The sequence below is a fragment of the Roseateles sp. P5_B10 genome (assembly GCF_056400485.1).
The window spans coordinates 1-7,601 of sequence record NZ_JBFULE010000206.1 but is presented as its reverse complement, the minus strand read 5'-3'; the positions used below and the strand labels follow the sequence as shown (position 1 = coordinate 7,601).

Annotated in this window: 6 protein-coding genes and 2 pseudogenes; 3 read left to right on the top strand and 5 right to left on the bottom strand. The window is 67.4% G+C overall.

Translation table 11 applies throughout. The features are described 5' to 3' along the window. A pseudogene (locus AC1DU6_RS14395) lies at positions 1-265 on the top strand (omega-aminotransferase AptA); the annotation flags it as partial. Between the two features lie 21 nt (positions 266-286). Continuing rightward, a complete protein-coding gene (locus AC1DU6_RS14390) occupies positions 287-1,777 on the top strand; it encodes a CoA-acylating methylmalonate-semialdehyde dehydrogenase (protein ID WP_457320304.1) in 1,491 nt (496 codons plus the stop codon). A gap of 28 nt (positions 1,778-1,805) precedes the next feature. Here the strand turns inward: AC1DU6_RS14390 and AC1DU6_RS14385 are convergent, their stop codons facing one another. The 5 genes from AC1DU6_RS14385 to AC1DU6_RS14365 all read right to left on the bottom strand — a co-directional run bounded on the left by AC1DU6_RS14385 (position 1,806) and on the right by AC1DU6_RS14365 (position 6,656). Further along, a complete protein-coding gene (locus AC1DU6_RS14385) occupies positions 1,806-2,573 on the bottom strand; it encodes a LytR/AlgR family response regulator transcription factor (protein WP_477857879.1) in 768 nt (255 codons plus the stop codon). Beyond that, complete coding sequence (locus AC1DU6_RS14380) at positions 2,570-3,592, bottom strand: sensor histidine kinase (RefSeq protein ID WP_477857877.1); 1,023 nt, start codon at positions 3,590-3,592, stop codon at positions 2,570-2,572. The genes AC1DU6_RS14385 and AC1DU6_RS14380 overlap by 4 nt, the downstream gene beginning before the upstream one ends. Further along, positions 3,576-4,253: a hypothetical protein gene (locus AC1DU6_RS14375; RefSeq protein WP_457445259.1), complete on the bottom strand. Its 678-nt coding sequence runs from the start codon at positions 4,251-4,253 to the stop codon at positions 3,576-3,578. The genes AC1DU6_RS14380 and AC1DU6_RS14375 overlap by 17 nt, the downstream gene beginning before the upstream one ends. 29 nt (positions 4,254-4,282) lie before the next feature. Then, positions 4,283-4,957 (bottom strand): hypothetical protein, encoded by a 675-nt coding sequence (locus tag AC1DU6_RS14370; protein WP_457445257.1) that lies wholly within the window; start codon positions 4,955-4,957, stop codon positions 4,283-4,285. 169 nt (positions 4,958-5,126) lie between these two features. Next, complete coding sequence (locus AC1DU6_RS14365) at positions 5,127-6,656, bottom strand: tryptophan halogenase family protein (RefSeq protein WP_477857875.1); 1,530 nt, start codon at positions 6,654-6,656, stop codon at positions 5,127-5,129. Between the two features lie 319 nt (positions 6,657-6,975). Between AC1DU6_RS14365 and AC1DU6_RS14360 the strand changes: the two are divergent. Beyond that, positions 6,976-7,601 (top strand): annotated as a pseudogene (locus AC1DU6_RS14360) (hypothetical protein); the annotation flags it as partial.

The window sequence follows — 7,601 nt, the reverse complement described above, 5'->3', positions numbered from 1 at the left end:
CGAGACGGCCGTGCATGGCCTGAAGGGCGCCAAGCATGTGGCCGACATCCGCAACTTCGGTCTGGCCGCCGGCATCACCGTCACGCCGCTGCCCGGCGAGCCCGCCAAGCGCCCCTTCGACATCGCGATGGCCATGTACGCCAAGGGCTTCTACGTGCGCTACGGTGGCGACACCATCCAGATGGCGCCGCCCTTCATCAGCACGCCCGCGGAAATCGACTCTCTGGTCTCCGCTTTAGGCGACTGCTTCGACGCGACTCTCTGAACTTTTACTCCCAAACATCCCGTGATCACCCATCTCATAAACGGCCAGCAGGTCGACGGCGGCAGCCGCTCGGCTGACGTCTTCAACCCCGCCACCGGCAAGGTCGGCGCGCAGGTCCGCCTGGCGGACCGTGCCACCGTCGAGTCGGCAATAGCCGCCGCGCAAGCCGCCTTCCCCGCCTGGCGCAACACGCCGCCGCTCAAGCGCGCCCGCGTGCTCACCCGCTTCAAGGAGCTGCTCGAAGCGCATGCCGACACCATCTGCCGCCTCATCACCGACGAGCACGGCAAGGTGCTGGCCGACAGCCTGGGCGAACTGCAGCGCGGCATCGAGAACGTCGAGTACGCGACCTATGCGCCCGAGCTGCTGAAGGGTGAGCACAGTCGCAACGTCGGCCCGGGCATCGACGCCTGGTCGGAGTTCCAGTCGCTGGGTGTCTGCGCCGGCATCACGCCGTTCAATTTCCCGGCCATGGTGCCGCTGTGGATGTGGCCCATGGCCGTGGCCTGCGGCAACACCTTCATCCTGAAGCCGTCCGAGCGCGACCCGAGCAGCACGCTGTTCATCGCCCAGCTGGCCCAGGACGCCGGCCTGCCGCCGGGCGTGCTGAACGTCGTCAACGGCGACAAGGAGGCCGTGGACACGCTGCTGACCGACCCACGCGTGCAGGCCATCAGCTTTGTCGGCTCGACGCCGATTGCCGAATACATCTACGCCACCGGCACCAGGCACGGCAAGCGCGTGCAGGCGCTGGGCGGCGCGAAGAACCACGCCGTCGTCATGCCCGACGCCGACATCGACAACGCCGTCACGGCGCTGATGGGCGCGGCTTTCGGCTCCTGCGGCGAGCGCTGCATGGCCATCCCGCTGGTCGTCGCGGTGGGCGATGCGACGGCCGATGCCGTGCGCGAGAAGCTCATCGCCGAGATGGCCCGCATGAAGATCGGCGCGGGCCGCGAGGCCGGCTGCGACATGGGGCCGCTGGTCACGAAGGCGCACCTGGAGAAGGTGCGCGGCTATGTGGACCAGGGCGTGGAAGAGGGGGCTGAGCTGATCGTCGACGGCCGCGGCCTGACGGTGGCCGGGCATGAAGCCGGCTATTTCCTCGGCCCCTGCCTGTTCGACCGCGTGACGCCCGGCATGCGCATCTACGAGGAAGAGATCTTCGGCCCCGTGCTTGGCATCGTCCGCGTGGACAGCCTGCAGGCCGCGATGGCGATGATCGATGCGCATGAGTACGGCAACGGCACCTGCATCTTCACGCGCGACGGCGAGACGGCGCGGCACTTCACTGACCACATCCAGGTCGGCATGGTCGGTGTCAACGTGCCGCTGCCGGTGCCGGTGGCGTATCACTCCTTCGGCGGCTGGAAGCGCTCGCTCTTTGGCGACCTGAACGCTTACGGCCCGGACGCGGTGCGCTTTTACACGCGCCGCAAGCAGATCACGCAGCGCTGGCCGTCGTCGGGCGTGCGCGAAAACGCGGCGTTTGCGTTTCCGTCCAGCAAATGAGGCCGCCGGCGTGTGCCGACACTGCGCGCTACATCGGCTTGAACCGGGGTTGGAAGCTTTGGCTCACCGGCAACCTTGTCTTGCCGTCCTTGAGCAGCACTTCCATGCTGCCCAGGCTGCGATCCACGCGAGCGACGTGGGCCACGTTGATGACGACGGCGCGGTGAATCTGCCAGAACTGCTCCGGGTCGAGTTGCTGCAGCAGTTCGCGCAAGGACAGGCGCAGCAGGTATTCGCCTTCCGCGGTGAAGGCGCAGGTGTACTTGTTGTCGCTGCGGAAATGGCTCACATCCGCCACCATCACAAGGTGCAAGCGTTCGCCCTGTGAAGCCTGCAGCCAGCGCAGCGGTGCGCTGGGCGCGGGAGGGGCGCTGGATGGCAAGGAGGGTGGCGCCCACTGCTGCAACCAGCGCGCGAGTTCGGCCGGAGGCAACTGCAGGCGCTGYTGCAGGCGCTGCACCGTCTCGCGCAGGCGCTCGGTGGCCAGCGGCTTGAGCAGGTAGTCCACCGCGCCCTGGTCGAAGGCGGTCACCGCGTGCGCGTCGTAGGCGGTGACGAAGACGATGTGGCACAGGCCCTTGATGCGCCGCGCCAGCTGCAGGCCGTCCAGCCCGGGCAGGCGGATGTCGACGAAGACGATGTCGGGCCGCAGTTCCAGCACCAGGGCCAGGCCGCGTTCGCCGTCCTCGGCCTCGGCCAGGACGTGCAGCTGCGGCCACAGCTCGGCCAAGCCTTCGCGCAGGCGCTGGCGCGGCAGGGCCTCGTCTTCGATCAGCAGGGCGGTGGGGTGCTTCATCGGGTCTCGGGAATGTTCCAGGGCAGCTCGATGCGCGCACAGACGCCGCCCGTGGAACGCTGTTGAACACTCAAGCGTGCCGCCTCGCCGTACAGCCCGGCCAGGCGGTCGCGCASRTTGGCCAGGCCCAGGCCCTGGCCGCTGGTCGGCCCCGCCGCAGCGGCCTGCAGGCCGACGCCATCGTCGCGCACCTCCAGCACGAGGCGCTGGCCTTCGCGCCGTGCATCGAGTTCGATGCGGCCACCTTGCGGCTTGGGCTCGATGCCGTGGCGCACGGCGTTCTCCACCAACGTCAGCAGCATCAACGGTGGCAGCCCTTGGCCGTTGCAGCCGGGCTCGGCCTGGAGGCCGAAGCGCAGGCGCGTGCCCAGCCGCGTAGCCATCACCGTGAGATAGGCGCGCGCCAGCTCGAACTCGCGCTCCAGCGTGCTCATGGGTTCGCGCAGCGAGGGCAGGGCCAGGCGCAGGTAGTCGTGCAGCTCACCGAGAAAGCGCTCGGCCGTGGCCGGCTGGCTGCGGATGAGCTGCTGCAGGCTGGCCAGCGCGTTGAACAGGAAATGCGGCTCGACCTGGGCCTGCAGCGCCTTCAGTTCGGTCAGGCTGACCTGGCGCGACAGTTCGGCCATCGCCGCGGTGTGCTCGGCGTGCGCCAGGCGCAGTGCCAGGGCCTGCTCCTCACGCCAGCGCCACCAGCGGGTCGGCAGATGCATCAGCAGCGCGAAGGCAAAGGCCGGCAGCCAGGGCCGCCACATGGCCAGCGGGTTCTGCCATTGCGCCAGGTCGATGGCCGGCAGCAGCAGCGTCCCCGCCGCCGCCCCCAGCGCGGCGGCCAGCGGCACCGCCAGCGGCCACCAGCGCCAGTTGAGCGTGAACCAGGCGGCGCTGTAGGCCAGCCAGAGCTGAGCGGCCAGGGGCAGCCAGCGCGCATGGGGCCAGTACCAGCGCAACAGGGCCCAGGCCGCCCAGAACAGCAGGGCGGGGAGAAGGGCGCGGCGCAGTGACTCAGTCCAGCGCGGCATTTTTCAGCGGCGCCGGTGGCTGCTTTGCCGTTTCGGCCAATGCCTGCGCATAGAAGCGCCGCGCTCGCTCCAGGTCGATGCCGATGGGTGTTGTCGTCGGCGCCACTTCAGGGCCGACAACCTCGAAGCGCAGGCCACGCGCCCAGACCTGGCCTTCGCCCACCAAGCCCAGACCTAGGCCGAGGTGTGTGGCTTCGGCGGGCACGTCCAGCACGACGCTCATGTCGTGCCAACCGCCGTCAGCCGGTACGGCGATGCCCCTGGGAAGCGGCTTTTCCCCACCGCTGCCGGCAGTCGTGACGCCGCTCAAGTCGCCGAAGCCCTCGCCGAGGTAGAGGCCGGCCCAGCCGCGGACGGCCTCGGCTCTCAGCTCGCCGCTGAAGCGGACCCGCTTGCCGGCATAGCCCAGCACCGATTGATAAGCGGAGCCGGCGCTGATGGGTCCCAGTGTCTTCGGGTAGACCGAGCGGATCGTCAGGGTCGGCACGCCGCCAGCGGCGGGATCGATGCCCACTTCATAGCCGTTCAGCGCGGACGTCTTGGCGTCAGTGGGATAGGACGCCTGAAAAGCGTACCAACCCTGGGGCACGTGCGGGCTGGCAGCGTAAGCGCTGAGCACGACGGCGGCCAGCGGCGCGAGCAGGAGGATGCGGAAGTTCATGGCGTTGGTCCTTGACGACGTTGTCGGATCTATTGCAGGGACAGGTTCTGGGGAAGCGTGGGTGGCCGGTCTTTCGGCCACGCCCTCAGCATCTGCTGCACGTTCTGGTGCAGCTCGCGTGCGGCGATGGCCGCCTCGACGCCAAAGCGCTGCGTGCTCAACGGCACATCCCGCCCCACCACCTCCAGCCTCAGGCTCCTTGCCCAGACCTGGCCGCTGCCGGCCAAGGCCAGGCCAACACTGACCGCGCCGGGGCCGTCGGCGGGGATGTCGGCCACCACACTGACCTCGCACCAGTCCGGGCAACCGGCCGCACCCAGTGGCGGCGTCTTGTCGAAGTTCGGATCGAGGTGCGCCCCGTAGAGCTGTGTGAAGCCGGCGGCCACGACCAAGCCGCCCCAGCCATCCGAGCCGGCGGTCTTGACCTGGCCGGTGAAGCGCACACGCTGCCCGGTGTAGCCGAGGACAAACTGACCGATGCTGCCGATGTCGCTGCTGGATCTTTTGCCAATGGACTTGACGGTCAGCGCGCGCTGGCCGCTGGCTTCGGTCTCGGGGGCGATGCCGGCTTCATGCGTGTTGCCATCGGGCCATCGATAGGTGGCACCCGCCATCCAGCCGTCGGGCTGGCGCAGCTTCTCGGCACCGCTGGCGGTCAGCGCCAAGGCCACCAGTGGAATGGTCAAAAGGGCTCGGTAGTCCATCGGTTCTTCCTTTCAGTTTGGGAGGGACGACCGCAGTGTGTTCAACCTGTGCTGGTGTCGCTGAGACGATGCGACAAGCCAGTGCTCGGGCTGACGAGGCAGCCTGCGCGGCGACRGGTGACTTCGACGCAAAGACCGGGGCTGCCCCTCGTGGGGGGCGCCACGCGCGTCAGGCCTTCGGCGGGGCGGAGATCCTGTCCAGGAAGTCCGTGTGCGACGGCATGGATGCCACCGTGCGCGAGATCGAGCTGTGCACCGAATGAAGGTGCYGGCGGATCAGCTGCGGGTCCACCAGGTCGATATACGGGTCGTACCTCTCGGGATAGACGCCCAGGCCCAGCAGGATCGACGCCCACGACGGCTCGGCAAAGCCTTCCGGCTCGATGACGGCGACACGGCCGGTCTTGCGGAACAGGGCGATCTGGTGCGCGAGATCGTCGGGAATGGGCATGTCGGCGCAATAGCGCCAGAACTCGCTGTCGCGCCGCTCGCCCAGCTTGTAGTGAAGGATGATGAAGTCGCGCACGGACTCGTAGCGATAGGCCATTTGCCGGTTGAACTCGTCGGCCAGCGCCGGCTGGAATGACTGGTCAGGCAGCATGGCTGTCAGGCGGCTGACGGCGTCCATGATGAGATGCAGGCTGGTGGATTCCAGCGGTTCCAGGAAGCCGGACGACAGGCCGATGGCCACCACGTTCTTCACCCAGCCCTGCTTGCGTCGCCCGGTGACAAAGCGCTGTTGCCGAGGCTCGTCGAGGGCCTTGCCGTCCAGGTGGTCCAGCAGCGTGCGCTGCGCCTCGTCATCGCTCAGGTAGCCGCTGCAATAGACCAGCCCATTGCCCGTGCGGTGCTGCAGCGGGATGCGCCACTGCCATCCGGCCGTACGTGCGGTCGATCGCGTGTAGGGCGTCATGGGGCCGGCGCGCTCGCAGGGCACGGCCAGCGCGCGATCACAGGGCAGCCAGCGGCTCCAGTCTTCATAGGGCGACTTCATCGCACCGTCGATCAGCAGGGCGCGAAAGCCGGAGCAGTCGATGAAGAGATCGCCTTCCACGCGGCGCCCGTCGCTCAGGTGCAGTGCCGCCACGAAACCATCTTCGGGCCGCGTCTCGACGTGCGTGATGGTGCCCTCGACGCGCTTTGCGCCATGCTTGAGGGCGTACTCGCGCAGGTAGGCGCCGTACAGCGATGCATCGAAGTGAAAGGCGTAGTCGAAGGCATTGGAAGGCGACGGCTCGCCGGCTGCCGGTGGCACGAAGCGCATTTGCCGGGCCATCACCGTCGCGGTCGACCATTCTTCGTAGGAGGGGAGTTTGTCTCCCAGGGCCTGCAGGCGCAGCCAGTAGGCCCACAACGGCCGGCTGTGGATGGCTGGGCCGAACCCGCCGAAGCCGTGGAAGAAGCGATGGCCGATCCGGCCCCAGTCCTGGAACTCGATGCCGAGCTTGAAGGTGGCGCGCGTGCTGCGGACGAAGTCTGCCTCGTCGATTCCCAGAAGCTGGTTGTAGAACTGGATGGTTGGCAACGTCGCTTCGCCGACCCCCACAGTGCCGATGTCCGCCGACTCCACCAGCGTCACCTCGCAATGCTGATCCGGTTGGTCAGGCCGGCACAGCATCCGCGCCAGCGGGGCGGCGGTGATCCAGCCGGCGCTGCCGCCGCCGACGATGACGATCCGCTGAAGTGGACGATTTCGCACAAAAAGTCTCCAAAAAAAAACAGTTTTGGTCTGTCCGGGAGTTTGCCCTATGTCTCTTTGGTCTTACCAGTTGTACGCTTGGCGCAGGCATCGGAAAGCATTTCTGACAGACGGCGCGGTTCATGGTGCGCTCGCCAGCCTTGGAACAGGGTGACCAAAGACGCAACAGAGCGGCTTTCTCTCACCGGCCAATAGTTGGTGCAACGACCGAACCAAGTCGCCGTCAGTGAGGCGGGGCGAGCCGATCTCAAGGAGCAGCGTCGCTGCAGAGCAAGTTCTGCAGCCGGGTGCCCAGTTATTTCAGAACAGGAGACATAAAGTGACGAAAAAGATGGTTCCGCAGGCCCGGAAGTTGACCGTTATTGCGGCTTGCGCTTTTCTGGCCTCCTGCGGTGGCGGTGGCGGTGGCGGTGGCGGTGGCGGCTCAGAGGGCCGCTACCAGGTCATAACTCTCAAATATCCGGGTGGCGCCATAGGCGGCACGCTGCTGAATCCCCCGACGACTTTGTCAGCCACGGCCACATCCGGGCTGCCGGTCAGCTTCCGAACCGGCACACCCACCACCTGCACGGTCGCTGGTGACAAGCTGACGCTGGTGGCCGCGGGTGAGTGCCTGGTCATCGCCAGCCAGCCCGGCGGGGCCGGTTCGGATGGCACCCAATGGGCCGCTGCCGACGATGCGAGCCAGCTGTTCAATGTGTTGAAGCATGCGCAGGTGGTTGATTTCACCCCGCCCGACTACGTGCTGCGGGCGGCAACGACGTCGGTCGCGCTCAGCGCGACTGCGGACTCAGGGCTACCCGTCACGTTCTCCACCGACACGCCCGCTGTCTGCACCATCAGCGGCAGTACGGTCCAGTTGCTGGCCAAGGGCTCCTGCGCGGTGTCGGCGAAGCAAGCTGGCAATGAGAGCTACAAGGAGACGACGACGCAGCGCTATATCGC

Bases quoted from the DNA above. Each gene is read 5' to 3' on its own strand.
- AC1DU6_RS14375 (WP_457445259.1), bottom strand. From the start codon at position 4,253: ATGAACTTCCGCATCCTCCTGCTCGCGCCGCTGGCCGCCGTCGTGCTC.
- AC1DU6_RS14370 (WP_457445257.1), bottom strand. From the start codon at position 4,957: ATGGACTACCGAGCCCTTTTGACCATTCCACTGGTGGCCTTGGCGCTG.